This window comes from Pseudomonas sp. S2_E01 (genome assembly GCF_054668365.1).
In genome coordinates this window covers 1959502-1985511 of sequence record NZ_CP162762.1, presented here as the reverse complement: position 1 = coordinate 1985511, position 26010 = coordinate 1959502, and the positions used below count along the sequence as shown (strand labels likewise).

23 protein-coding genes and 1 pseudogene are annotated in these 26010 nt (G+C 62.2%); 16 read left to right on the top strand and 8 right to left on the bottom strand.

Features of this window, described 5'->3' with window-relative positions:
• The first annotated feature begins 7 nt into the window (after positions 1-7).
• The 8 genes from AB4O36_RS09085 (at position 8) to AB4O36_RS09050 (ending at position 8887) form a co-directional block, all read left to right on the top strand.
• Positions 8-1060, top strand: coding sequence for an ABC transporter substrate-binding protein (locus AB4O36_RS09085; protein WP_460141525.1), 1053 nt, complete (start codon positions 8-10; stop codon positions 1058-1060).
• Positions 1061-1373: 313 nt separating this feature from the next.
• Entirely contained in the window at positions 1374-2300 is a 927-nt protein-coding gene (locus tag AB4O36_RS09080; protein ID WP_460123857.1) for an ABC transporter permease, read from the top strand.
• Positions 2301-3095: an ABC transporter permease gene (locus AB4O36_RS09075; protein ID WP_460123854.1), complete on the top strand. Its 795-nt coding sequence runs from the start codon at positions 2301-2303 to the stop codon at positions 3093-3095. It begins immediately after the preceding gene.
• Between the two features lie 214 nt (positions 3096-3309).
• Positions 3310-4770, top strand: a complete 1461-nt coding sequence (locus AB4O36_RS09070; RefSeq protein WP_460141524.1) for an NAD-dependent succinate-semialdehyde dehydrogenase — start codon at positions 3310-3312, stop codon at positions 4768-4770.
• Positions 4771-4930: 160 nt separating this feature from the next.
• A complete protein-coding gene (locus AB4O36_RS09065; protein WP_460123849.1) occupies positions 4931-6019 on the top strand; it encodes an ABC transporter ATP-binding protein in 1089 nt (362 codons plus the stop codon).
• 264 nt (positions 6020-6283) lie between these two features.
• Positions 6284-7573, top strand: a complete 1290-nt coding sequence (gene gabT / locus AB4O36_RS09060; RefSeq protein ID WP_460123846.1) for a 4-aminobutyrate--2-oxoglutarate transaminase — start codon at positions 6284-6286, stop codon at positions 7571-7573.
• A 97-nt stretch (positions 7574-7670) separates the two neighbouring features.
• Positions 7671-8357 carry an HAD family hydrolase gene (locus AB4O36_RS09055; protein WP_460141523.1) on the top strand — a complete coding sequence of 229 codons (687 nt, stop codon included), beginning with the start codon at positions 7671-7673 and terminating at the stop codon, positions 8355-8357.
• A 38-nt stretch (positions 8358-8395) separates the two neighbouring features.
• Positions 8396-8887, top strand: a complete 492-nt coding sequence (locus AB4O36_RS09050) for an Lrp/AsnC family transcriptional regulator (RefSeq protein ID WP_081567735.1) — start codon at positions 8396-8398, stop codon at positions 8885-8887.
• Between the two features lie 50 nt (positions 8888-8937).
• On the opposite strand, the gene AB4O36_RS09045 is transcribed toward AB4O36_RS09050, so the two are convergent.
• From AB4O36_RS09045 to AB4O36_RS09030, 4 genes are all read right to left on the bottom strand, one after another.
• Positions 8938-9648: a cupin domain-containing protein gene (locus AB4O36_RS09045; RefSeq protein ID WP_460141522.1), complete on the bottom strand. Its 711-nt coding sequence runs from the start codon at positions 9646-9648 to the stop codon at positions 8938-8940.
• A 15-nt stretch (positions 9649-9663) separates the two neighbouring features.
• Complete coding sequence (locus AB4O36_RS09040) at positions 9664-10947, bottom strand: NAD(P)/FAD-dependent oxidoreductase (RefSeq protein ID WP_460123837.1); 1284 nt, start codon at positions 10945-10947, stop codon at positions 9664-9666.
• A 60-nt stretch (positions 10948-11007) separates the two neighbouring features.
• The gene (locus AB4O36_RS09035) at positions 11008-11712 is read right to left on the bottom strand and encodes an HAD-IA family hydrolase (RefSeq protein WP_460123834.1); all 705 of its coding nucleotides are present in this window, start codon (positions 11710-11712) and stop codon (positions 11008-11010) included.
• A gap of 142 nt (positions 11713-11854) precedes the next feature.
• Positions 11855-12802, bottom strand: a complete 948-nt coding sequence (locus AB4O36_RS09030) for a LysR family transcriptional regulator (protein WP_460141521.1) — start codon at positions 12800-12802, stop codon at positions 11855-11857.
• 137 nt (positions 12803-12939) lie between these two features.
• Between AB4O36_RS09030 and AB4O36_RS09025 the strand changes: the two genes are divergently transcribed.
• On the top strand, positions 12940-14367 hold the full coding sequence (locus tag AB4O36_RS09025; protein WP_460141520.1) for an aldehyde dehydrogenase family protein: 1428 nt from the start codon (positions 12940-12942) through the stop codon (positions 14365-14367).
• Between the two features lie 9 nt (positions 14368-14376).
• Here the strand turns inward: AB4O36_RS09025 and AB4O36_RS09020 are convergent, their stop codons facing one another.
• The 3 genes from AB4O36_RS09020 to AB4O36_RS09010 form a co-directional block, all read right to left on the bottom strand.
• Positions 14377-16110: a GMC family oxidoreductase gene (locus AB4O36_RS09020; protein ID WP_460141519.1), complete on the bottom strand. Its 1734-nt coding sequence runs from the start codon at positions 16108-16110 to the stop codon at positions 14377-14379.
• A gap of 7 nt (positions 16111-16117) precedes the next feature.
• The gene (locus tag AB4O36_RS09015; protein WP_460123822.1) at positions 16118-17167 is read right to left on the bottom strand and encodes an ABC transporter substrate-binding protein; all 1050 of its coding nucleotides are present in this window, start codon (positions 17165-17167) and stop codon (positions 16118-16120) included.
• Positions 17168-17377: 210 nt separating this feature from the next.
• A complete protein-coding gene (locus AB4O36_RS09010; RefSeq protein WP_460123819.1) occupies positions 17378-18289 on the bottom strand; it encodes a LysR substrate-binding domain-containing protein in 912 nt (303 codons plus the stop codon).
• Positions 18290-18397: 108 nt separating this feature from the next.
• On the opposite strand from AB4O36_RS09010, the gene AB4O36_RS09005 reads away from it, so the two are divergent.
• From AB4O36_RS09005 to AB4O36_RS08985, 5 genes and pseudogenes are all read left to right on the top strand, one after another.
• Complete coding sequence (locus AB4O36_RS09005; RefSeq protein WP_460141518.1) at positions 18398-19477, top strand: tartrate dehydrogenase; 1080 nt, start codon at positions 18398-18400, stop codon at positions 19475-19477.
• Between the two features lie 108 nt (positions 19478-19585).
• Positions 19586-20512, top strand: a complete 927-nt coding sequence (locus tag AB4O36_RS09000; RefSeq protein ID WP_460123813.1) for a 2-hydroxyacid dehydrogenase — start codon at positions 19586-19588, stop codon at positions 20510-20512.
• Positions 20513-20621: 109 nt separating this feature from the next.
• Positions 20622-20870, top strand: coding sequence for a hypothetical protein (locus AB4O36_RS08995; RefSeq protein WP_460123810.1), 249 nt, complete (start codon positions 20622-20624; stop codon positions 20868-20870).
• Positions 20871-21053: 183 nt separating this feature from the next.
• Positions 21054-21863, top strand: coding sequence for a DUF1206 domain-containing protein (locus AB4O36_RS08990; RefSeq protein ID WP_460123807.1), 810 nt, complete (start codon positions 21054-21056; stop codon positions 21861-21863).
• Positions 21864-21900: 37 nt separating this feature from the next.
• Positions 21901-22236, top strand: a pseudogene (locus tag AB4O36_RS08985) (NAD-dependent dehydratase); the annotation flags it as partial.
• A 91-nt stretch (positions 22237-22327) separates the two neighbouring features.
• Here the strand turns inward: AB4O36_RS08985 and AB4O36_RS08980 are convergent.
• Positions 22328-23116 (bottom strand): IclR family transcriptional regulator, encoded by a 789-nt coding sequence (locus tag AB4O36_RS08980; RefSeq protein ID WP_460123804.1) that lies wholly within the window; start codon positions 23114-23116, stop codon positions 22328-22330.
• Positions 23117-23432: 316 nt separating this feature from the next.
• Here AB4O36_RS08980 and AB4O36_RS08975 point away from each other — a divergent pair, with 316 nt between their 5' ends.
• Entirely contained in the window at positions 23433-24803 is a 1371-nt protein-coding gene (locus AB4O36_RS08975; protein WP_460141517.1) for an aminotransferase, read from the top strand.
• Between the two features lie 35 nt (positions 24804-24838).
• Positions 24839-25954 (top strand): ABC transporter ATP-binding protein, encoded by a 1116-nt coding sequence (locus tag AB4O36_RS08970; protein ID WP_460126663.1) that lies wholly within the window; start codon positions 24839-24841, stop codon positions 25952-25954.
• Positions 25955-26010: the final 56 nt, after the last annotated feature.

Below are 26010 nucleotides of genomic sequence, written 5' to 3'. Positions count from 1 at the left end.
TCTTTCCATGAGCACATCGCGCACCACCGCTTTCAAACTCGCGAGCCTGGCCCTGTTCATCGGTTGCGCCACGCAGGCCATGGCCGAGGACATCACATTCGTGTCCCAGGGCGGCGCCTACCAGGGAGCCCAAAGCAAGGCGATCCTGGAACCTGCGGCGAAAAAGCTCGGCCTGACACTCAAGCAGGACAGCTCGCCCAAGGCCTACCCGATCATCAAGACCCAGGTCGAGAGCGGCAAGGTCACCTGGGACGTGGTCGACCTGCCCACCGGCGACTGCATCCGCGGCGAAGCCGAAGGCCTGTTCGAGAAGCTCGACCCGTCGTTGATTCCCAACGCGGCGCAGATACCCGACAGCCTCAAGGACGAATACAGCGTTGGCTACATCAGTTACTCCACGGTGCTGGCGTATCGCACGGACGCCTTCAAGGGCGCGGAAGTGCCCAAGACCTGGGCCGACTTCTGGGACACCAAAAAATACCCGGGCCAACGCTCCCTGCGTAACCTGCCACGTCCTACCCTGGAAATCGCGCTGCTGGCCGACGGCGTGCCGATGGACAAGCTCTATCCGCTGGACGTCGATCGCGCCTTCCGCAAGCTTGAGCAGATCAAGCCCGACATCGCCACCTGGTGGACTTCCGGCGGGCAGTCGGCGCAACTGATCAGCGACGGCGAAGTGGACATGATCCAGGCCTGGAACGGCCGCATCACCGCTGTACAGGCCGCCGGTGCACCCGTGGCATTCGACTACAACCAGGGAGTGCTTGAAACCAACTCGTTGTGCGTCCTCAAGGGCTCGCCGCACAAGGTGGCCGCCATGAAGTTCGTCAACGAAGCCATTGATGCCAAGCTGCAAGCGGCGCTGCCGATGATCATCGACTACGGCCCGCTAAACCCCGAAGCCTTCAAGACCGGAGTGATCCCGGCGGACCGCGAGGCCAAGCTGCCTTCGGCACCCGGCAACATCTCGCGCCAGGCCCTGCTCTCGGCGCAATGGTGGGCCTCCGAAGCCGGGGTGAAGGCCGAAGAACGCTGGTTGTCCTTCGTCCAGAAAAAGTAACCACCGCTCCTCGCTGCGCCGCAGGTTAGAAGCCTCGGCGCAGGAGATGCCGTCTGCCCACGCGATTTCGACATAAAGCGCTTGCGCACCGGTCAATTGCGTCCACTTCATTCGTTGGCATACCGGTACATTAGGCCTGAGGGTCCCGCAGAGTGACCTGTGCAGACAACTCGCGCTCGCCTCAAGTACCTGCCCACCATTGGGAGTTCTTCACATGACACTATCCGAGCACCGCCCCCCGCTGTCCGCCACCGCCAGTGCTACCCGCCAGTGCTGGATGCCCTCCAGCCCTGCGCAGTGACGAGAGGTCATCATGTCCAACGCCTATCTCGCCAAATCCATGCCCGACTCCAGCGATCAGCACCAGCCACCGCTGACCAGCGAAGATGCCCTGGCCCGTGAAGAACGCAAGGAACACACCTCCATGCTGTTGCTGCTCACCCCGGCGCTGGTCATGGTCGTGGTGCTGTTGATCATGCCGCTTTGCTGGCTGGCCTTTCAGTCGGTGCAGACCGAGGAAGGTTTTTCCCTGGCCAACTACATCCGCATTTTCCAGGAAAGCATTTACTGGGACACCTTCGCCCTGACCTTCAAGATCAGCTTCCTGGTGACGATCCTGTCGATCGTCATGGGTTTCCCCATCGCCTACGCCGCCTCGCGGCTGCACGGTTTCTGGGCCAACCTGATCCTGATCTGCGTGATCCTGCCGTTCTGGACCAGCGTGCTGGTGCGCGCCTATGCTTGGCTCGTGCTCCTGCAACGCCGCGGGCTGGTCAACCAGACGCTGATGGACCTGGGCATCATCGACCAACCCCTGACACTGATGCACAACACCACCGGCACGGTGATCGGCACCCTGCACGTCATGCTGCCCTTCATGGTCCTGCCGCTGTATTCGGTGATGAAAAAAATCCCCCAGGACCTCATGCAAGCGTCCGAGAGCCTCGGCGCCAAGCCCTTCTACACCTTCCGCCGGGTCTTCCTGCCGATGGCAGCGCCGGGGGTCATGGCCGGTTCCATCCTGGTGTTCGTCATCTGCCTGGGCTTCTTCATCACCCCGGAACTGCTCGGCGGTGGCCGCACGATCCTGGTGTCGATGCTGGTGCAACGCAACGTCGAGCTCTATCACGCCTGGGGCGCGGCCAGCGCGGTAGGCCTGGTGCTGCTGTTTGTGGTGTTCCTGATCTTCTGGGGCATCAACCGTTTCATCCCCATCGAACGCATCCTGGGAGCGCGCTAAATGAACCTGCTTGCCAACCTGCGTCATCTTCGCCTGTCCCACGTGCTGTTCACGGTGCTGGTCGCGGCGATCCTGTTGTACCTGATCATCCCGGTGCTGATCGTGGTACCCATGTCGTTCTCCGAGGCGCGCTTCCTGCAATTCCCACCCAAGCAATGGTCCTTTCATTGGTACGAAGCATTCTTCAACAGCGTGGAGTGGATGTCGGCGGCGCGGGTCAGCCTGATCACGGCCTTTTTCACCATGGCCATCAGCCTGCCGATCGGCATGGCGGCCGCCTATGCCATCAACAACTCGAGCCTGAAGGTGGTGCGGACGCTGCAGATCATCCTGCTGCTGCCGATGATGGTGCCGATCATCCTGATCGCCGCCGGGGTGTTCTTCGTCTATGCCCGCGTCGGCCTGATCAGCACGCTGACCGGCCTGGTCCTGGCGCACATCATGCTCGCCCTGCCCTACGTGATCATCGCGCTGCTGGCCGGGCTGCGTAACTTCGACATGTCCCAGGAAATGGTGGCCCGCAGCCTGGGCATGAACCGCTTTCGCGCCTTCATGGCCGTGACCCTGCCCCAAATCAAACCCAGCGTAGTCTCGGCGACACTGTTCGCCTTCATCACCTCGCTGGATGAAACCGTGGTGGCGCTGTTCATCTCCGGCGGCGACAACCAGACCCTGACCAAGCGCATGTTCACGGCGCTGCGCGACGAGATCGATCCGACCATTGCCGCCATCAGTTCGATCCTGATCCTGGCGTCGCTGATCCTGGTGGTGGTCGCCGGACGCAACAAGCAATAGCGACCCCGACAGGTCCGCCCGTTGAACCCACTTGCCCGCGATTGCGGGCAAGTGCGTTTTTACCCACCTGCCAGGGCATTCCCACCCCAGCACAGCCTGCCGTCACACGCCGTAATTCAGCATCTATCACCCGTGCCCGGGCTCATCTCGGCATCGGCCACTGAACGGGGCTTTTTACAATGAAGCCATCGTCCCCACCCTCAAGGCCCAGATCATGTTGAAAGAGCAACTGCGTGACCCCTCACTGCTTGTCGAGCGAGCCTATGTCAACGGCGCCTGGATAGAGGCCGATGACGGCGCGACCCTGGACGTCACCAACCCCGCCGACGGCAGCGTGATCGCCCGGGTACCCGCGTTGCAGGGTGCTGAAACCCGCCGCGCGATCGAGGCGGCGCAGGCGCGCTTCGCCACCTGGTGCGAAGTCCCGGCCGCGGAACGTGCGCGTTACCTGGAAGTGTGGTTTGCCCTGATCATGGAAAACCAGGAAGACCTGGCCCTGATCATGACCGCCGAGCAAGGCAAGCCGCTGACCGAATCCCGTGGCGAAATCGCCTACGGGGCGAGTTTCGTCAAATGGTTCGCCGAGGAAGCCCGACGCATCTACGGTGACACCATTCCCTCGCCCGCCACTGACCGGCGCATCCTGGTGCTCAAGCAACCCATCGGGGTGGTCGCGGCCATCACGCCGTGGAACTTCCCCAACGCCATGATCACCCGCAAATGCGCGCCAGCCCTGGCCGCCGGCTGCACGGTGCTGGTCAAGCCGTCGGAAATGACCCCGTTGTCTGCCCTGGCATTGGCGGTGCTGGCCGAGCGCGCGGGCATCCCGGCCGGTGTGTTCAACGTGCTCACCGGCCTGCCCGCCGGGGTCGGCGGCGAGATGACCGCCAACCCGGACGTGCGCAAATTGTCGTTCACCGGCTCGACCCGCGTCGGCCAACTGCTGATGAGCCAGTGCGCCGCCACCATCAAGCGCCTGAGCCTGGAACTGGGCGGCAATGCGCCGTTCATTGTGTTCGACGACGCCGACCTGGACCTGGCCATCGCCGGCGTCATGCAGAGCAAATTTCGCAACGCCGGGCAGACCTGCGTTTGCGCCAACCGCATCCTGGTGCAGGACGGCATCTACGAGCGTTTCGCCGAACGCCTGAGCGCGGCGGTCGCCGAGCTCAAAGTCGGCGACGGCTTGCAGAGCGGTGTCACCATCGGCCCACTGATCAATGCCGCTGCCGTGGACAAGGTGGCCCGGCACATCAACGATGCGCTGGACAAAGGTGCAAGCATCGCCATCGGTGGCGCACCTCAAGGCGAGGGGCTGTACGTGCAACCGACCGTGCTGCGCGATGCCAACGCCGACATGCTGCTGGCCACTGAAGAAACCTTTGGCCCGGTGGCGCCGCTGTTCCGTTTCAAGGACGAAGCAGAGGCCCTGACCCTGGCCAACTCGACGCCCTACGGCCTGGGTGCGTACTACTTCACCCAGGACATGCGCCGCGCCTGGCGTGTGGGTGAGCGCCTGGAATTCGGCATGGTCGGGCTCAATACCGGGATCATTTCCATGGAAGTGGCGCCCTTTGGCGGCATGAAGCAATCGGGCACCGGCCGTGAGGGTTCCAAATACGGTCTGGATGAATTTCTCGAGGTGAAAGCCTGGCACATCGGTGGCCTCGGCTGATCGAGGGCGGCGCAAGGCAGCCTGTAGCCCTCCACCCGCGCCGGACAGCAGATCCTGTTGGTCCGGCGCCCCAAAACGGCACGAACCGGGTCTGCGCCTGTGTTCAGATAACAGCAGACATCTATCGGGCAATCCCTGGTTCTACAGAGGACGACACTTCATGAATTTCACTGAAGGTTTTGAATCGGTCAGCGTTAACAAGGTGTGCAAGCACTACGGCAGCCTCAAGGCATTGAACAACGTGGACCTCAAGGTCGAAGCCGGGGAATTCATGTCATTGCTCGGCCCCTCGGGCTCGGGCAAGACCACCTTGCTGAGCATCCTGGGCGGCTTTATCCGCGTCAGTTCCGGCAGCATTTTGTTCGGCGAGCGCGACGTGACCCTGATGCCACCGCACAAACGTGAAATCGGCGTGGTGTTCCAGAACTACGCGTTGTTCCCGCACATGACCGTCGGCGAAAACGTCGCCTTCCCGTTGCGTGCCCGTGGCGAAAGTGCGAGCAAGAGCCGCGACCGGGTCAAGAGTGCCCTGGCGACCGTCGAGCTGTCCGGTTACGAGGACCGCAACATCGCCGCTTTGTCTGGTGGGCAGCGCCAGCGCGTGGCCCTGGCCCGCGCCATCGTCTTCGAACCCAAGCTTATTCTGATGGATGAGCCGCTGTCGGCGCTGGACAAGCAACTGCGTGAAATCATGCAGATCGAACTGCGCGCCCTGCACAAACGCCTGGGCGCCACGATGATCTACGTGACCCACGACCAGCGCGAAGCCCTGACCATGAGTGACCGTATTGCCATCATGCGCGGCGGCCAACTGGTCCAGGTCGATACGCCTCGCCGCCTGCACGATCACCCGGCCGATGATTTTGTCGCCAGCTTCATCGGTGAAAGTACCCTGGTGCCCCTGCAACGCGGCGCCGACAACGGCTTGACCCTGGGCTCCACGCCCCTGCGCACCACTCGCCCGGTGCCGGCCACAGGCGACGTGTTCCTGGCCCTGCAAGCGGAAAAGCTGCTGCTGGACAATGCCAACTCGGGGCCGGAATGGAACCGTCTGCGCGGTCGGGTTTCCGACATCGTCTTCCAGGGTGAAAGCCTCAAGGTCTTCGTCGACCTCGAAGGCGGCCCGACCGTCAGCCTGCGTCAACCCAGCCATCACGAAGGCAACCTGAGCCTGCCACCGATTGGCGCGCCCATGCTGATGCGCCTGCACCCCGAAGACACCATCGTGGTACCCCGCGCCGGGGTTTGATTCAACCGATTCACAGCACTTCGGCCTGTAGCGGCACGGCTTGTTGGCAATAACGATTTCAGATCGCGCCGACACCGTACTGCTGCAGGCCGCCGTCATTTGTACTACCGACTTACCGTTTACCCGGCACAGCGAAATATTTCGCAACACCGCCGCAAAACAGTCGATCACAGCACCCGGCGCCCCAAGTTCAGCGATTGTGTCTCCGGGCAATCCTTAAGCTGATGACATCACCCGCCACCTTCGGCGTTCACGGAGATCGAGATGAATTCTGCACTGACTGAAAACCAACGTTTGCTGGCCTTGCGCGAACAGCATGTGCCGCGCGGTATCGCCACCGCCCACCCGGTTGTCGCCGCACGGGCCGAGGGCGCCGAGCTGTGGGACGTCGATGGCAAGCGCTATCTGGACTTCGTCGGTGGTATCGGCGTGCTCAACGTTGGGCATAACCATCCCAAGGTGGTCGAGGCCGTCCGTCGTCAGGTCGGCGAGATCTCCCACGCCAGCTTCCAGGTGGTGGCGTACGAGAACTACATTCAAGTGGCGGCACGCCTGAACAAACTGGTCGGGGGCGATGCGCACTACAAGAGCGTGCTGTTCACCTCCGGCGCCGAAGCCGTGGAAAACGCGGTGAAGATCGCCCGTGGCTACACCGACCGCACGGCGGTGATTTCCTTCCGTGGCGGCTTCCACGGCCGCACGCTGCTGGGCGTCACCCTGACCGGCATGAGCCAGCCGTACAAACAGAACTTCGGCCCCTTCCCCGCCGAGATCTATCACGCCACCTACCCTAACGCCTATCGCGGTGTCAGCAGCGACGACGCGCTGGCGCAGCTCGATGAACTGTTCGCCACCGACGTGGCGCCGGATCGTGTCGCCGCGATCATCATCGAGCCGGTCCAGGGCGATGGCGGTTTCCTCGCCGCCCCCAAGGCATTCCTGCAAGCGCTGCGCGCGCGCTGCACCGAGCACGGCATTGTGCTGATCCTCGACGAAATCCAGGCCGGTTTCGGTCGCACCGGCACGATGTTCGGCTTCCAGCACGCCGACATCCAGCCAGACCTGGTCACCGTCGCCAAGAGCCTGGCCGGCGGCATGCCGCTGTCTGGCGTGGTCGGTCGCGCCGAGATCATGGATGCGCCAACCCCGGGCGGCCTGGGCGGCACCTATGGCGGCAACGCAGTAGCTTGTGCGGCGGCACTGGCTGTCCTGGACCTGTTCGAAGAGCAGGATCTGCTGGCACAAGGCGAGACACTGGCAGCGCAACTGCACGAAGGGTTGCTGGCCCTGCAAAAACGCTACCCGCGCATCGGTGACGTGCGTGGCCTGGGCTTCATGCAGGCGATCGAAATGGTCGCAGGCGATGCCGCACAGAGCCCCGATGCCGCGCTGGCCCAGAAGGTCATCGACGAAGCCCGCAACGCCGGCCTGTTGGTGATCAAGTGTGGCGTGCACCGCAACGTAGTGCGTTTCCTCGCCCCGCTGGTGACCCGTCGCGAGCAGGTGGCAGAAGCCTTGCAGATGCTCGACAAGGCACTGGCCGCCGCCTGCTGAACGGCCTCAGCGCCCGACCCGGCCCGACCTGCCTGGCAGTGTCGGGCCTGTGGGCGCAAACACGATGGAAGAGGCATGACCTACTCAGGAGCACGTCATGAGAGTCACCCATTACCAGGCGTTGGGCCTGTCCTTCGGCACATTGGTTGACCGCGAACGGGGCATTCTCGAAGGCCTGCGACCGCTGGCAGTGCAAAGTGAATCCAATGCCAGCGACACGCAATTGCTCAGTACTTATCGACAGGTGGCGCAGGAGCTTGCAGGCAGTGCCGCGCAGATGAGTGCGGCCGCCTTTCACGGGCAGCTTTACCAGCGAGTGGCGCAACAATTGCAGACCATTGCTGGCTGGGATGAGAGTGTGGCATTCAGTAGCTCTTCATCCGTTTGGCCCTTGTATGAAGATGCTCCGGGAGCCCTCCAGTACCTGGGCAAGTTCTACCGTTTGATACTGATCGCCCCACCCCAGGGTATCGATGTGCAGGCCCTGGCGCGTCGTTTGCCGGTCGAGTTCGATGCGATCGTCGAACCCAGCCATGTGGACTGGCACAACAGCCTGGAGCGCGAGTTGCATCGCCTGGGACTGGAGCGTTCGCAACTGTTACCGGTGCGCAGTACCGAAAGCGATGACCCGTGGAATGAGCGGGTCGATTTTCCGGTCTGCACACTCCGTCGCGGCCATGACCAGCCGTGGAACCATTCGCCTCAGGCAATGGACGGCAAGCGCTGTGAATACGCCAGCCTCGCCGACCTGGCCCATGCCCACCAGCGGGCTTTGCACGCCTGAGGACGACGGCCCTGATTTGACATTGCGAGGACTGATCAATGGACGCTGCAACCAAGCTCGACCGTATCGACATCAACATCCTGGTCCAATTGCAGAAGGACGGGCGCATGACCAACGTCAGCCTCGCCGAAGCGGTCGGGCTGTCGCCCAGCCCCTGCCTGCAACGCGTCAAACGTCTGGAAGCCGCGGGCTACATCAGCGGCTACGAAGCCCATGTCAACCTGGCCAAATTCGCCAACTCGGTGACCGTGTTCACCGAAATGACCCTGTCGGACCACAAGCGTGCCGACTTCGTGAAGTTCGAATCGAGCATCCGCAACATCGACGAAGTACTGGAGTGTCACCTGATCAGCGGTGGCTACGACTACCTGGTGCGTTTCCTGTGCAGCAGCATCCAGCATTATCAGGAGCTGATGGAGTCGATCCTGGACAAGAACATCGGCATCGAAAAATACTTCAGCTACATCGTGATCAAGTCGCCCGTAGTCAAAAGCACCGTGCCGCTGCGCAGCCTCGTTCGGGCGGTATGAAAAAACCCCTGGCCATCACCGACGGCCAGGGGTTGTGTGTTCATCCAGCGTTACGACAGGATGCAGAACACCTTTCGCACGGTCTCTTCACTGACCCACGCATTGGTGGCGCCCTTGGGCACGATCACCGTCTCCCCCGCCTTCACAGGATGGCCGTCGCCCTGCGGCGCTGTCAGCGTCACAGAACCTTCGAGGATGTACATCAACTCACTGTAGGCGGGCTGCACTTGCCGGCGCGCGTACGCCTCGCATTGCCACAGCCCGATGCGCAAGTTACCGGCGCTGAAGAGCGTTTCACTGAAGGCCTTGGGCGTGGCCGTGAGCAGCACGCTGGCGGCGGGCGGACTGCTTGGGGCCAAGGGCTGGGACAGATCGACCCTGAGAGGGACAGCGGGCGTCTGCGTACAGGCTGAAAGCCCCGGGAATGCCATGAACACCCGGCGCAATTGTCCCTGTTGCTGCCAATGCACACGCACGCCGCGAGGCACCACAAAGCAATCTCCCTGCGCCAGTTGCAGGTCGAAACCCTCACCGCGCAAACGTAACTCCCCGGCCTCGATCACACCCAGTTCCACCCAGGGAAAGGACTCGATGACAAGGTCCGCACCGGTGCTGACGCTGCTGCCAGCGGCGTAACCCTGCAAGGGATCGTGGTAATGAATGACGCGCCCGGCCGCCAGCGGATCGCCTTGCAAGGCAAAGGCGGCGCTGGGCAGTTGGCGGTCGGAATGGGGGTGGGAATAATGCAGAATCGGTGGCATACGCTTAATGCTCGCTCATCGTCCGATGACATCCAGGAACTGCTGCCAGCCCGCCGCCAGGCGCACGCCCGGCGCCCGGAAGGCATGCAGCGGAATAGGGTTGAAATGCTCGCCGGCCAGCAAGCCCAGCTCGACCTTTTCGCCGGCGGTCATGGCGGCCAGTTGCTTGCCCATCCAGGTCGACATCGCCACTCCGCCGCCGTTGTAGCCGATGGCATAAAAACTGCGATCATCGAGCTGCCCGGCGTGCGGCAGGTAGTCCAGCGTCATCGCGACAAGGCCGGACCAGCGATAGGCAATTTTCTGTTCACGCAGGATCGGGAAAACATCGACCATACTGCGCTGCAAATCGTCGAATGCGCTTTGTGAGTCGTCCTTGCCGAACGCGCCGCGTCCGCCGAAAATCAGTCGATCACCGATGATCCGGAACCAGCGCAACATGCGCTTGGTGTCCCCACACACCTGCCCGCCCGGCATGATCTGCGCCAGCAGGTTCGGCGGCAGTGGCTCGGTGGCGATGATCGCGCTGCGAAAGGGAATCAGCCGGCGATGCAGCGTGTCGGTGGCGCGGGTCTGGTCCGAATAACCATTGGTGGCGTAGATCACCTGACGGGCACTGACCCGCCCCTGCGGTGTTTGCACGATGACGCGCTCGCCCTCTCGGGTGACCTGTTCGGCCGGGCTGTTGATGAAGATTTTCACGCCGCCCTCGACCAGGCTTCGAGCCATGCCGCGTGCGTAATTCAGCGGCTGGATACCGCCCGCTTTAGGGGTCAGCAGGCCACCTTCAAAAATCGTCGAGCCGGTCATCTCCCGCACTTGACCCGCTGAAATCATGAACGATGAAGTGCCGCCGGTTTCACGCTTGATCCAGTTCGCAGTGGACTCAAGGCCTCCCAGCGCGTGGACATTGTGCGCCGCCGCAATGTGCCCGCCCATGTGCAGTTGCGCACCGGTCAGACCCAGACTGTCAACCATCTCCACCAGGCTGTCGACGGCGGCGTAACCGGTGCGATACATCTGCAAGGCCGTGTCGCGGCCAAAGCGCGCCATCAGCGTCTGAAAGCCGACGCGAAACTTGGGTGACACCACGCCGCCATTGCGCCCGCTGGCGCCCCAGGCGAGGGTGTTGGCCTCGACAACGAGCGGCTCGCGGCCACTGCGGGCGATGTGATGCGCGGCCGAGAGGCCGGTGTAACCCGCGCCGATGATCACCACGTCGCATTGCCGCTCGCCTTCCAGCGATTGCAGTGCGGGGGCGGGTTGGGCGGTGGCCGCCCATAAGCTCAGAACAGTCATGCCGGCCTCTCGACTCAAAAAGGACGGGCACCCAGGCTCCGAGCCCGCGCGCCCAGAGGGTCAACCCAGTTCTTTCTCGACCGCGTCCGCCAGCTGTGCCAGCGAAGTGAAGTGATAATGCGGCTCGGTGCGCTCGGATTCGAGGGTGCCGCCTGTGCCTTTCTGGGCAAATCGACGCTCGATCCAGCAAGTCTGGTAACCCAGGCGCATGGCCACGCCAATGTCGTGGTATTGGCTCTGGGCAACGTGCAGGATGTTTTCGAACAGGATGCCCTGGGTCGCGAGTACACCACGGGTGTAGGCAAAGAACTGCGGATCGGGTTTTTCGAAACGCACGTCGTCGACGGTGACGCGCACATCGAACGGCTGATCGAGGGTTTCGGCCATGTAGTCCAGGGCCCAGATCTGCGAGTTGGTGGTGGCCACCAGCTTGAAGTGCTTGCGCAGGCGCTTGAGGGCTTCGACCGAATCAGGGAACGCCGGGAAGTTTTTCACCGATTGCGCCAGGCCCTTGGCGTACTCGTCGTTGTCCGGCAGGCCCAGCTTGGAGGCGATCACGTGATAGCAACGCTCCAGGTCATCCGGCCACCAGCCCGAATCCGTAGAGGCGCGCGCCTCGCGATAGGCCTTGAGAATGTCGTCGTCGCTGCAGGCCTTGCCTGCTTCACCCGCGACTTCACGGACGTGGGCGAGAATACCGGCTTCGAAATCGATCAGGGTACCGACAACGTCAAACGTCAGGGCTTTGAACTGCTTGAAAGACATAGGGCGCTCCGCAAGAAAAGTCGTGTGAGTGAAACTGACTGGACAGGCCCATTATCTGCCCGCCCTCTCGCGCAATATTCTGTTTTGCCCTGTCCCAGAGGCATAACCTACTGTTTTTTTACCAGGCGTGCCGCACCTATGCTCAATGGGTCGATTGCAGGGTCTGCGCCAACCCCAGATGAGGGTAAAGCGCATCGATTTTCAACATGTCCTCGCGCATTTCCTCGATGATCCAGTCACGCACGTTTTCGACGATCGGACGCACCGGACGATTGGCCGGGACGACCAGGCAGCAGCGCCGGGAGAGCACCCGAAAGGCGTCGGCCGCAGGCACCAGTTCACCCTTGCACAGCGAGTTGGACACCACATTCAGCCATCCCAACGCCATGCCCTGACCGAGCAATGCGGCCTGCACCACCACCGCATAATCGGAGAACACCAGCGCATTGTCGGCACGCCCCGGCGTCCCGAAAGCCGCCGCCCAATCACGATCCTGATTGTCCATGCTGATCAGCGTCGGCAGCTGTTTGCGGCCCTTGGCCTGAACCACATCCGCCAGGTATTGGGCGCTGCAGACTGGCAGGGTAATTTCAGGAATGACCAGTGTATCCGTGGCTTTCAGGCTGCCAACATCCAGATAGCGCATGCCCAGGTCAACGTCGACCAGCGGGCCGCCGATCCTGCCGGACATCAGTTGATAACGCATGTCGACGGTGGGAAAGCGCTGACTGAAACGACTCATGCGCGGCATCAGCCAATGGGTGGTGAACGCGGTGGAAACCGACAGGGTCACGGTCTCGATCCCCGTCGCCCTGGCTTCGATTTCACTGATCGCCGACTCGATGGTGCTGAAGCCTTCCTGAACACGACGGTACAAAATGCTGCCGCTCTCAGTCAGCCGCGCCCCGCCCCGTACCCGCTCGAAAAGCTGCACGCCGAGGTGTTCTTCCAGACGCGAGAGCATGCGACTCACGGCCGGTTGGCTGACACACAGTTCATCCGCCGCCCGGGTGAAGCTGCCACAACGGGCTGCCGCTTCGAAGACGAACAAGGAACTGGAGCTGGGGACTTTTCGACGTAGGTTAGACATGACTTGAGTTTATGCCTGGCCCAACTATTAGTAAATTGTCCCCGGCAAAATCCCCCGACTATTCTGGCGGGGGGCTGCGCGGGCCATTAGTGTGCTTGCGGCGCCATCCATCCTCCCCGCACGAGACCTTCCCCTGTATGAAAAACGCCCTGAAGTTTTACATCGACGGCCGCTGGGTGGAGCCCCACGGCAGCGAACGCCTGCCGGTGATCAACCCGGCGACCGAACAGCCTTTCGGCGAAATCGCCATGGGTGACCTGACCGATGTCGATTCCGCCGTCATGGCGGCCCGACGCGCGTTTGCGGGCTTCGCGCAGACCTCGCCCGCACAGCGCAAACAACTGCTGAAACGGGTGCTCGACGCCTTCATGGCACGCTACGACGAGATCGCCGACGCCATCGTCCAGGAAGTGGGCGCCCCCAGGGCCTTGTCCCATGACTGGCAAGCCGGGATCGGCAAACGCCACCTCGAACAACTGCTGCGCACGCTGGACACCTTCGAGTTCGAAAAAAACCGTGGCACCACGCTGATCACCCACGAGCCGGTGGGCGTGGTCGCGCTGATCACGCCGTGGAACTGGCCGATCAACCAGGTCGTCTGCAAGGTTGCCCCGGCCTTGGCGGCGGGCTGCACAATGGTGCTCAAGCCGAGTGAAATCGCACCGATCAACGCCCTGCTGTTTGCCGACGTCATGCACGAGGCTGGCGTGCCGCCCGGTGTCTTCAACCTGATCAACGGCGACGGCCCGACCGTGGGTGCCGCCCTGTCGGCACACCCGCAAGTGGACATGGTGTCGTTCACCGGTTCGACCCGCGCCGGTATCGAAATCGCGCGCCTGGCCGCACCGACGGTCAAGCGGGTGCATCAGGAGCTGGGCGGAAAATCGGCCAACATTCTGCTCGACGACGTCGATCTGCAAGCCGCGGTGACCAACGGCGTGAACAGCTGTTTTGGCAACAGCGGCCAGTCCTGTAATGCGCCGACCCGCATGCTGGTGCCCGCCCGCTTGCACGATGAGGCCGTGGACATCGCGCGGCGCGCCGCGCAAGCCCACGTTGTCGGCGCCCCGGACGCGGCGGCCACAACCCTGGGGCCGGTGATCAGTGAACGCCAGTACGACAGCATCCAGCGCCTGATCGGCATTGGCATCGAGGAAGGCGCACAACTGGTGTGCGGCGGCCTGGGTCGCCCCGAGCATCTGGCCCAGGGTTATTACGTGCAGCCCACGATCTTCGCCAACGTCACCCAGGACATGACCATCGCCCGCGAGGAAATCTTCGGCCCGGTGCTGGTCATCCAGGCGTATGAAAATGAGGCGCAAGCCGTGAGCATGGCCAACGACAGCGTGTTTGGCCTGGCCGCCTACGTGCAATCAGCCGACCGCACACGCGCACGGGACGTTGCCTTGCAAATGCGTGCCGGCAGCGTCTACATCAACTATCCGAACTGGGACAGTGGCGCACCGTTCGGCGGCTACAAGCAGTCGGGCAATGGTCGCGAGTACGCCGAATGGGGGCTCGAGGCGTTTCTGGAGGTCAAGGGGATCGTTGGCTGGGGGGCATAGCCCCCGTTCCTACAGGTGTTCCAGCGTGTGTGTCTTGGCGCTGGACATCTTCGCCTCGGCCTTGATCAGGTCGGCCACCCGTTCGGCGATCATAAGGGTCGGCACGTTAGTGTTCGCACAGGGAATCGACGGCATCAGGGAGGCGTCACACACCCGCAGCCCCTGGACGCCGATCACCCTGGCGTCACCGGTCGTCACGGCTTGCGGGTCGTCGGCGCGCCCCATGCGGCAGGTGCCGGAAGGGTGCCAGGTGCCACCGACATTGCGCTGCACAAAATCGGTCAGCGCCTGGTCATCAGCCAGCAGTTTCTTCAAGGTAATGCCCTGCGTCACCAGGCCATGAATCAGCAAGCCCCGCAGCGGCCCGGCGATGTCCAGCAACAGGCTCAATGCGCCCCGTTGCAAGGCATTGAACATGCCGGGCATCGCCACCTTGGCCACGCGCGGCGAGTAGCTGGAAGGGAACACCACGCTGCATTCACGTTGCAGGTCCTGTGCCGACAGCGTCTGGGCGCCAAAGCGAAGCGCCTGCTTCAGACGCTCCAGATCACGCGCGTCATTGAGCATGTCGAAACGCACCTGGGGTTCTTCGTGGGGGTCACTGGAGGCCAGGCGCAAACGCCCCCTGGAATACGATTTGTTGACCCAGAAAAACATCGTGCCCAAACGGTAGCCAATCGAATGCCAGCCTGATCGCGACAGGATTGCGCCGTGCATGTCGCACGGCACCGTGTCCGCCAGCCCTGAAGAAAACCGCACAATGGCTTGTTCATGGTGCTCTTCGGGAAACGCCGTGCGCCCTTCGCGATTGAGCAGCGCCGACACCGCAATCGACGGGTGCTCCATGAGGTTGCCCCCCACGCCTGGACGGTCCGCCACCAGCGTAATGCCCTGCGTCACCAGGTCATCCGCCGGACCAATGCCACTGCGCAACAACACCGCCGGGCTATGAATGGCCCCCGCGCAGACAATGACCTCGAGGGCCTGCAACGACTCAGCCACTGCGTCGCCACCGATAATCCGTGCCCCCGTCGCTCGTCCCGCCTTGATCAGCACCCGATCGACTACGCATTGGGTGCGGATGGTGAGGTTCTTGCGCTGGCGCACCTCGTCGGTCAGGTAACAGACCGACGTGGGGATCCGCTCACCTAGTTCGCTGACACCTATGGCGCCGACGAACACGCCCTCCTCCCACGCGCCGTTCTGGTCGGCCTTGTGCTCAAGGCCACGCCCGCCCAGCACCTGCATCACGCCTTTGACGAAGGGCGAAAGGCGCTCGGCCGGCGTGCGCCGAATCCTCAGGGGACCGTCGCTGCCATGCAGCGCCCTGTCTTGCGGCGCAGCAAAATCGGTATCGTTTTCCAGCTTGCGAAAATACGGCAGGCACGTTTCCCAGCTCCAACCCTGCGCGCCGAGCGCCTGCCATTCGTCATAGTCGGCAGGTGCACCACGGTTGGTCATCAGCGCATTGATCGCCGAGCCCCCACCCAGGATACGTGCCTGCTCGTAACGCCGTGTGGCATTGGCCCGGGTGCCCATCAGCGCCGTCAAGCGCTGCCAGATATTGCTCACATCCAGATAGGCGCGCCCCGGGTAGCGGGCACGAATCTCGGGCGGCATGCTCTGCCCCGAGATATCACGTCCGGCCTCGATCAGGCACACCTGTTTGTCTGGATCTTCCGAGAGCCGGGCGGCGAGCACACAGCCCGCCGAGCCGCCACCCAGGATCAGGTAATCGATCATCCGGACCTCACTGAACGAATTTGAGCCAGCGATCCTTGGCGGCAATACCCGCAGCCGATGCCCACCATTCTTCCGACATCAGCGCCTGCTTCGCTGCGTTGTCCGGAGCACTTGGCAGCTCCTTGGCGCGCTCGGCGGTGATTTTTCCGGTGTCGAACGCCGCCGGGTTACCCGGGCCGTAGTCGATGTAAAGCGGCAGGTTGGCTTGCAGGTCTGGCGATAAAGCTTCGTTGACGAACTTGACGGCCGCTGCGTAATTGGGCGCGTTTTTCAGGATGCACAACTGGGTGTTTTGCAGCAGGCCGTCGTTGTAGGTGAACGCCACGTCCGGGTTGCTTTTTTGCACGGCGCTGGCGCGACCGTTCCAGATCATCAGCATGTCGACCTCGCCGTCGGCGAGCAATTGCGCCGACTGGCCACCGGAAGTCCACCACACGGCAATATTGGGCTTGATCTGTTCAAGTCGCTTGTACGCGCGATCAACATCCAGCGGGTAGAGTTTGTCGCGCGGCACGCCGTCGGAGAGCAACGCCGCCTCCAGGGTGCTCATCGGATCGTTACGCAGGGCACGCACACCCGGGAAGTTCTTCACGTCCCAGAACTCGGCCCAGGTCTGCGGCACTTTTTTCAGATTCTTTTTGTTGTAGCCAATGACCGACGAATAGAACTCGTAGGCCACCGAGTACGGGGTGCGATAAGCGTCCGGCATTTTTTGCACGTTGGGCATCTTGCTCAGGTCCAGGGGTTCGATCAGCCCCTCGTTACCGCCACGCACGCAGTTGGAGGGCGGCGTGTCGATCACGTCCCACACCGGTTTTTTCGCTTCACCTTGGGCCTTGACCATGGGCCAGGCGTCGGGCGCACTGTCCTGCTTGATGGTCATGTTGAGTATTTTGGCGGCCGGGTCGAGGATGGCTTTGGTTTGCGCCTCCTGGTACGTGCCGCCCTGGGAGACGAAGGTGATCTGGTCGGCCATGGCCGGCATGGCGCACGCCACCGAAAGGCTCAACAGGGAAATGACGGAACCGAACGCTTGAGCAACAGACAAGGTTTTCATGGCAAATCATCCTGGACGTAGATTAATTCGGCAGCGCTAAAAACCTCGACTGAACACCCTGCACCTCAGGTGCTTTGCTCAGGTTTGATTTTATTGTTCGACCGAGCGGGACAATTTCACGTTACAAGAGCATGACACCCCCCGGCAATGCACGAATAGTCAGGACCTGCATAACTTCAGATCATGGTAGGTCATCCACCCACTGCACGTTCACTTGGGCGCCGCAAACGGCAAGCGCCGGGCCAGCTCCTGCGCCAGATACCGGGCGAATACCGAGATTCGTTGTGGAATGTGCCGGCGATGCTGATACACAGCATAGACATCCGCCCTGGGCGCCTGATAATCCTCCAGCACAGCCTTGAGGCGCCCGCTTTGCAAGTGCTCCTCAACGTTCCAGCGTGAACGCAGGATCAATCCATGCCCGTCGAGGGCCAGACGCAAAGCCACCTCGCCATCGTTGCTCGACAGGGTGCCGCTGACCTTGTGGGCGTAATCCCGGCCATCCTTGCGGAACCGCCAGATGGCGTAGTCACTGCCGAACTGGCGTAGCACGATGCAGTTATGCTGTTCCAGGTCGGCCACTGAAGTCAGTTCAGGCATAGCCTCAAGGTATTGAGGTGAGGCACAGAGGATGCGCGGATTCTCCAGCAGGCGTACCGCGATCAGACGCGAATCAGGTGGTTCGCCCATGCAGACGCTGATGTCGAATTGATCATCGAGCAGGCTCGACGGCTGGCTGGACAGTTCCAGGGAAAGTTCCAGTTGCGGGTGCAGGCGGGCGAAGCTGGACACCAACGGCGCCAAGTGTTGGCGACCGAAACCCAGGGTGCCGTTGATTCGCAGCAGCCCCTGCAACGTCGGCTGCCGGCTGTCGAGCGCACTTTCCAGTTCTTCCAGCTGCCGCAGGATCGGTCGCCCTCCTTCCAGGTACAACGTACCTTCCGGCGTCAGCGACAACCGGCGCGTGGTGCGCGCCAGCAACTGCACGCCAAGCCGCGCCTCAAGCTGGCTCAGGCGCTTGCTCACCGCCGGCAATGACAGGCCCAGGTGCCGCGCCACTTCAGTGAGGCTGCCGCGTGTGGCCACCTGTTGGAAGAAACTCAAGTCATCGATCATCGTCACCGTTTCTTTCCTAAAAGCTAATAATGGCTTTCGCGCAAGGCTAATTATTAATACAGGCAGACTGCATAGACTGGCAACCGATCCCCCTCATTCCCAGGAGTCGAAGCCATGAGCAAAGCCCAGTACAAGATTGCAGTAATCCCCGGCGACGGTATCGGCAAGGAAGTCATGCCCGAAGGCGTGCGCGTGCTCGACGCCGTCGCCGCCAAACACAACCTGGCGCTGCAATGGGATTGGTTCGATTTCGCCAGCGCCGATTACTACCTCGCCCACGGCAAGATGATGCCCGACGACTGGTTCGACATTCTCAAGGGCTATGACGCGATCTACTTCGGCGCCGTGGGCTGGCCGGACGTAGTGCCCGACCACATTTCCCTGTGGGACTCACTGTTGCAGTTTCGCCGCGAGTTCGACCAATACGTCAACCTGCGCCCTTGCCGCCTGATGCCCGGCGTCAAGGCGCCGCTGGCCAATCGCAAGCCCGGTGACATCGACTTCTGGGTGGTGCGGGAAAACACCGAGGGCGAATACTCCAGCGTTGGCGGCAAGATGTTCCCCGGCACCGACCGCGAGATCGTCCTGCAGGAAACCGTGATGACACGTGTCGGCGTCGACCGCATCCTCAAGTTCGCCTACGACCTGGCCCAGAGCCGTCCGAAGAAGCACCTCACCTCGGCCACCAAATCCAACGGCATCGCGATCACCATGCCGTACTGGGACGAGCGCGTCGCCGACATGGGCAACAAGTACCCCGAGGTGAAAGTCGACAAGTACCACATCGACATCCTCACCGCGAACTTCGTCCTGCACCCGGACTGGTTCGACGTGGTGGTGGCGAGCAACCTGTTCGGCGACATCCTCTCCGACTTGGGCCCCGCCTGCACGGGCACCATCGGTATCGCGCCGTCCGCCAACATCAACCCGGAGCGCAATTTCCCCAGCCTGTTCGAACCGGTGCACGGTTCGGCGCCGGACATCGCCGGCAAAGGCATCGCCAACCCGATCGGGCAGATCTGGTGCGGCGCGATGATGCTCGAACACCTCGGCCACCCGGAGGCGGGCGCTGCCGTACTGACCGCCATCGAGACAGTCCTGGCGATGGGCCCGCAGGATGCACCGCTGACGGCCGACATTGGCGGCACCGGCAACACCGAGTCACTGGGCAAGGCCATCGCGGCTGCGGTCTGACCCGCCAAATAACGTGCAATCTTCCGTTCACGGCCCGTGATTCGGAAGATTGTTGCGTGGAATTTTGGCACCGTGAGAACACCTACCCAGCGCATTGCGAGACACACCATGGCCCTGCTCTTCAAAGTTGACGATGACCGTGGCGCGGCCTGGAAATCCTTGTTCGCAGACCACGCGCCCGACATCGAGGTACGCCTGTGGCCGGACATTGGCGACCCCTCACAAGTACGCTATTTCGCCGCCTGGCAACCGCCACAGAAACTGCATGAGCGCTTTCCCAACCTCGAAGTGATTTTCGCCACTTCCGCAGGCGTCGATCAGTTCGAACTCGGCGAACTGCCAGGGCCTATCAAGGTGGTGCGCATGCTCGACCCCGGCATCGCACAAGGTATCGTCGAGTACGCCTGCTTCGCCGTGTTGAGCCTGCACAGGCAGATCCCCTTGTACCTGCAACAACAGCGGGCCAAGCAGTGGCAGGACCACCTGCTGACCCCAGCTGCGCAGCGGCGCGTCGGCGTCATGGGCCTGGGCAACCTCGGTATTGCCGTGCTGGACAGCCTGCGGCCGTTCGGCTTCGAACTGCATGGCTGGGCGCGCTCGCAAAAAAACCTCGATGGCGTGCACTGCCATGCGGGCAACGACCAGCTCGCCCAATTTCTCGGCCAGTGCGACATCTTGATCTGCCTGTTGCCACTGACCGACGACACCCGGGGGATCCTCAATGCAACGACGTTGGCCGCCCTGCCAAGCGGCGCCAGCCTGATCAACCTCGGTCGGGGCGGTCACCTGATCGAAGATGATTTGCTCGTGGCACTGGATAGCGGCCAGGTGAGCCACGCCCTACTCGACGTGCTCGATGCCGAACCGCCATCACCCGATCACCCCTTCTGGCGACACCCGCAGATTTGGCTGACCCCCCACGTCGGCGCGATGACTGCGCCGCATAGTGCATTCGAGGGGTTGCTGGCCAATATCCGTCGCCAGCAAAGGGGCGAGCCCATGCAAGGACTGATTCAGCGTGATCACGGGTATTGAGGCCGCGCGGGCGCATAAATAGTTTGAACCGCGCCGGAAGGCGCTCGCCTAACGATCAGCCTCTGGAAAATTCCACAGGCATTGCGCCAATACCGGCACACTCCGAGAGGTGGTCAACGTGGCTAAAGACGAGAAGAAAAGCGAAGGTAAAGCTTCGAAAGCCAGCAAGGATTTGAAGGACAAGAAAGCATCGCCGGCGAAGAAATCAGCGGCAGCCTCAGCGCTTTCAAAATCCTCCGACAAGAAGGATAAGAAAAAAGACGCCGAACCCAAAAAAACTGCAAAAAAAGCTGACAGCAAGCCTGACAAGGCGAAGAAATCAGACAAGTCCGACAAGCCGGCAAAAAAGAAAAAATGACCTCTGCTGTTTGCCAGGGCTCCACGCCCTGGCTCTCTCCGACAACTGCCGGCTTGTGGTCCTTGGCCAAAAGGCCGGCTGCCCGCGCCTGCTCGCCCATGGCGTGATCCAACGAATGATCCAATAGAACCCCTTCCAGCCAAGCGGGTCTTCTGCTGTATCAACCATTGGAAAGCTGACTTCATGTCCACACAAAAAAGCCTCGTCATGCTTGCACGAGTCGGATACGCGGCTCGGGGCGCTCTTTACCTCATCATTGGAGTATTCGCACTGCTCGCCGCGCTCGATGCCACCCGACCAAAAGACAGCAAGAAGAGCCTCGAAGCGTTGTTAAGCCAACCCTTTGGCTATGTTTTGGTTGGGCTGGTGGTGGCAGGTTTGTTTGCATTTGCCTTATGGCGAGTCATACAAGCGGTTCGCGACGTGGATGGCCACGGCACCCAAATGAAGGGATGGGTTATCCGCTCCGGCCTCTTGGCCGGTGGCCTGGTCAATGGAGCGTTGGCGTGTTTTGCCTTGGGTCTGCTCGTCAGCGGGATCAAGCGCTCGGGGGATTCGGGAGGTGGCCAGACCAAGGACCTGCTGGCACATGCATTGTCCTGGGACCATTCAAACCTGCTGATCTACCTCATCGCGCTCGTCCCTCTGGGCGTAGGCATCGCCCACATCATCAAGGGCTGGAAAGCGTCTTTCGAGAAGTATTTCGAGGCAGACGAAGAGGTTATGCAGTACGTGCGGCCTGTTTCACGAATCGGTCTTATCGCCCGTGGCGTTGTCTTTATCGAGATAGCCCTGTTGCTGGCGTTGAGTGGCTCCAACTACAAGGCGGTCGACCCGCCGGGCATGAAGGAAGCACTCAATGCGTTGCAGAATCTACCTGCTGGTGAGTGGGTGCTGCTGTTGATGGCCGTCGGGCTGATCGCCTTTTCGGTCTACAGCTTCGCCGAGGGCGCATGGCGCAAGATCAACGTGGAACGCGTGAGCACAGCATGAGACGACGCTGACATTTCGCGCAATGAACTCGGAAAAGATTTGCAAACACACCGGTCGCCCGTTCGTGTTCCCCGGTTCCAGGGTGCAATGGGACAGCCTGACCGACATGACCGACGCGGGGCAACTGGCCAAACAGCAGCTATGGGCCGCAACGACGCCCAGCGCGGCCAACCAGGCGTTTAACGTCACCGATGGCGATGTGTTCCGCTGGAAGTGGAGCAGGATTGCCGATTATTTTGGCCTGGCTGCCGCGCCCTTCCCTGCCATCGACTCACCCCTTGAAACACAGATGGCCAACGACCACGCCGTCTGGCGACAGATAGCGTCTGAGCACAACCTTGCAGAACCTGGCCCCGCTGATCTGGACCGGGTTTCAAAAACGGGCATGTAGTGCCCTCTCATACAGGCACCGGCCAGCCCAGCCCATACGGTTGACCTGCCGCCGGGGTGGCTTGGGCGAAATCTCAATCGGTCAAGAATTCCCCCTTGAACCCCAAATTCCATGAAGCCCGCAACGCCGCCATTTTCAACGCGCGCACCTGGCCGGGGTCAATCTCCCGACCGATATGCTGCACCGTCGCCACCAGCGCGAGTGTGCCGAGCAGTTCGCCGTCGATGCCCAAAACCGGCGCTGCCAAGGCAGAGACACCCAGCGTCTCCTCCTCTATCGCGGATGCCCAGCCCTGGCTGCGCGTCTCACTGACCTGGCGCTGCAACACCTTGGGATCGGTGACGGTGTACGACGTGATGGCCTCCAGGCCCGCCGCCATGGCCTGTTCGATATTCAACTGCCTTGAGAACGCCAGCGCGACCTTGCCCTGGGCGTTGCAATGCAGCTGCAATTCGGTGCCGGTCCGCACGCCGATCTCCAGCGATGACTTGCCCAGTTGTGTATCGACCACCACCAGTCGGCGCCCTTGCAGCGCCGACAGCACCACCGTCAGGCCCAATTCTTCACGCAGGTCACGAATGGCGTCGGTGGACGCGCTTAGCAAATCGATGCCGTTGGCCGCGATGCGCCCCAGCACAAACGCCTGGATGCCCAGGCGATAACGCGAGGTCTGCGGGTTCTGCGTCAGGTAGCCCCGCTCGACCAGGGTTTTGAGGTGGCGGAACACCGATCCCTTGGTGGTGTTCAACTGGCTCGCCAGTTCGCTGACGCCCATCTCGCCGTCGGCCCCGGCCACGCGTTCGAGCACATCGAACGCCAGTTGGACCGACCTGACACCCCCCTTCCCGGTTTCTTCACTCATTGTTGTTGTCTCCTTTTCGTGCTCGCCGTTCGCATAGGCGAAACAACGCAATTCCGTGAATATCGCTCAGGCTGGTGTCGCTGACAAGCGGCAGTCATCCAACCGAGCACACACCCGATCAAACCTTTAATACCGAACCTATTGATTCAAAAAGGAAAAAGGCGAAGAAAGGAAAATCACCCCTCATGACGGTCTTTTCTGCGAAACAGTTTTTCTATCAGCGAAACAGAAAACATTTGACGGACATCCAGTTAGATCGTAAAAATGAAACCACGTCCCGCATACGCTTACGAATTTAACAAGAGGAACTACGCCCATGAATGCCCAAGGCTCGGCTCTGGCCCAGCGTGATATCGCTTACCACCTTCACCCCCAGACCAACCTGCGCCTGCACGAGCAGGTTGGCCCATTGGTGATCGAACGTGGCGAAGGCATCTACGTGTTCGACGAAAACGGCCAGCGTTACATCGAGGGCATGTCCGGACTCTGGTGCGCCACTTTGGGCTTCAGCCAACCGCGCCTGGCCGATGCCGCCCACGCGCAGATGCTCAAGTTGCCCTATCAGCAGACCTTCGCCCACCGCAGCCATGGCCCGGCCGCCAACCTCGCCGCCGAGCTGGTCGCCCATGCTCCCAAAGGACTGAACAAGGTGGTGTTCCAGAGCTCCGGCTCCGAGGCGGTCGATACCGCGATCAAGTTCGTGCGCTACTACCACACCGCCATCGGCAAGCCGGGCAAACATCGGCTGATCGCGCGCCAGCGCAGCTACCACGGCACCACCCTCGCCGCCGCCAGCCTCACCGGTTTGCCGAACATGCACAAAGGCTGGGGCGAACCGCTGGCCGATGTGATCCACGTGCGCTGCCCGCATCTCTACCGCCAAGGTTTGCCCGGTGAGACCGAAGAAGCGTTCGCCACTCGCCTGGCCGAGGAGCTTGAGCAAACCATCCTGCAAGCGGGCCCTGAGACCATCGGCGCGTTCTTCGCCGAACCGATCATGGGCACGGGCGGCGTGATCGTGCCGCCGGCCGGGTATTTCGCCAAGGTCCAGGCGGTGCTGCGCAAGTACGACATCCTGATGATCGCCGACGAAGTCATCTGCGGTTTTGGCCGAACCGGTCATTACTGGGGATGTGACGCGATGGGCATCGAGCCCGACATGCTGACCTGCGCCAAAGGCCTGTCGGCGGCGTTCCAGCCGATCTCCGCTTTGCTGGTCAGCGACCGGATCTACCAGGTCATCGCCGACCAGAGCCAGGCTCTCGGCGGCCTCGGCCATGGCTACACCTACGGCGGCCATCCGGTGGCAGCGGCCGTGGCGCTGGAAACCCTGCGCCTGTACGACGAGCTGGACATCGTCGCCCATGTACGCGAAGTGGCCCCGGCGTTCCAGGCTGGCCTGCGTGCACTGGCCAATCATCCATTGGTGGGTGAAGTGCGCGGCATCGGCCTGATGGCCGCCCTGGAATTCGTCGCCGACAAGCACAGTCGGGAACCCTTCGCGGCCGAGCTGAAGATCGCCCAACAGGTCAGCAACGTGCTGCAACGCAACGGCATCCTGCTGCGCGCCCTGGGCGACACCCTGGTGATGGCGCCGCCGCTGATCGTCAATGCCGACCAGATTCATACTATTCTCAAGGCAGTGGCCCAGGCATTGGATGGAGTCCTTGCAGGTGTGCGGCCATGATCGCCCAGTCCTTGCGCCCACAGCCCGAGGTCGCCATGCCGCTATCGCAGGACCCTGCCGCCGCGCCGGCCAGCGCCGCCACCGTGGTGCGTTTCGACGGGGTGTACAAAACCTACGACGAGCGCAGCTGGGTGGTCGACAACCTTGACCTGGACATTCGCCAGGGCGAGTTCCTGTCGCTGCTCGGACCCAGCGGTTCGGGCAAGACCACCACGCTGATGATGCTCGCCGGCTTCGACGCCCCGGACCGCGGGCGCATCCTCATGGATGGCCAGGACATCAGCGCCCTGCCCGCCTACAAGCGCGACATGGGCGTGGTGTTCCAGAGCTACGCGCTGTTCCCGCACATGAGCGTGGCGCAGAACGTGGCGTTCCCTTTGAACCTGCGCAAGGTGCCGGCCGCCGAGGCTCGCGCGCGGGTCAGCGAAGCGCTGGCCCTGGCGCGCCTGGAAGGTTTCGAGGACCGGCGCCCCGGGCAGTTGTCGGGCGGGCAGCAGCAACGGGTCGCGCTGGCCCGGGCGTTGGTCTATCGCCCGCGCATCCTGCTGATGGACGAACCGCTCGGCGCACTCGACAAGGCGCTGCGCGAACACATGCAGCTGGAACTCAAGGCCATCCACAAACAACTGGGCATCACCTTCGTCTACGTCACCCATGACCAGGACGAAGCCATGACCCTGTCCGACCGGGTGGCGGTGTTCAACGAAGGCAAGATCGCCCAGATCGACGCGCCGCACTTGCTCTACACACAGCCTTCGACTCGCTTCGTGGCCAATTTTCTGGGCGAGACCAACCTGCTCGAAGGCACGGTGATCGCCCGCACGGCCAGCCACGCCAAGGTGCGCCTGGAAGAAGATGGCAGCGTGCATGAGGCGTGCTGCGCCGATGCCAGTCTCGTCCCCGGCGATCGCGCGGCACTGGCGATTCGTCCGGAGAACCTGCGCCTGGCCGCACCCGGTGAACCGGCGCTCAGCGTGCAGGTGATCGACAGCATTTTCCACGGTGCCCACAGCCGCCTGCGTCTGCGCATGGTCGGGGGTGCGCAGCTGTCGATGTCCTGCAACCCGGTCAATCTCGGTCGCGCGGCCCCGCAACCCGGCGAAAGCCTGGCCCTGGCCGTGCCGACGGAACAGGCCATGGTGCTGCGCTGATTTTTTTTGCACGACAACACAACAACAAAAAACGCTTCGGCTCGACCTGCATCACT